The organism is Bradyrhizobium sp. UFLA06-24 (genome assembly GCF_054967145.1).
In genome coordinates, this window is record NZ_JADFUE010000219.1 from 1 (window position 1) to 572 (window position 572).

Here is a 572-nt window from a genome sequence, read left to right on the forward strand (position 1 = left end):
GGAACACCACCGCCACGCCCCTCATCGGATCATGGCCCAGCGTCTCCTTCGCCAAAAGCGCCAAGCCCTCCGCACCTTTTCTGAAGTCCACAGGTTGCGTCGCCACGTAAATCGCAAGGTTCCCGGGTGGCGTCAGCATGAACGTGTCCGTCGGAGCGCCAAGAACACATCACTCAACACAGCAAGGCCAGGCGTCCCCCGCACCTCAACTCGTGCCCCCTGGAGCTCAACCGTCACAACGGCTGCTTCCGGCGACCCGGTGGGCTCTGCAGCTGCCGGTAGCGCCGATTCCGACACCACCGGCACGAACGACAGCGTGTCCGCCGACGCCGGCAATACCAACTGGCCCAAACGTGCCAAGCGACGCCAGTCGTGCACCTGCTGGGGCCGGCAGCCATGGCGACGGGCGACGTCTGTGACAACCGCCCCTGGCTCGAGGCTTTCCGCGGCAATCTGTGCCTTCAAATCATCTGGCCACCGCTTGCGACCTGCGCCAGCGAACACTTCAATACGCGGTGACAACGGTCGTCTTATGTCGTCAGAATGGTCGTCCATTGTGAGCACCCTTCCAG

The 572-nt window shown here is 63.5% G+C and carries 2 protein-coding genes; both read right to left on the reverse strand.

All coding sequences use genetic code 11. From position 1 onward, the window contains the following. On the reverse strand, positions 1-139 hold a 139-nt coding region (gene tnpB, locus IF809_RS38730; protein WP_462840103.1), incomplete at its 3' end, for an IS66 family insertion sequence element accessory protein TnpB. Further along, positions 133-555: an IS66-like element accessory protein TnpA gene (tnpA, locus tag IF809_RS38735; protein WP_462840104.1), complete on the reverse strand. Its 423-nt coding sequence runs from the start codon at positions 553-555 to the stop codon at positions 133-135. The genes tnpA and tnpB, both read right to left, overlap by 7 nt. Positions 556-572: the final 17 nt, after the last annotated feature.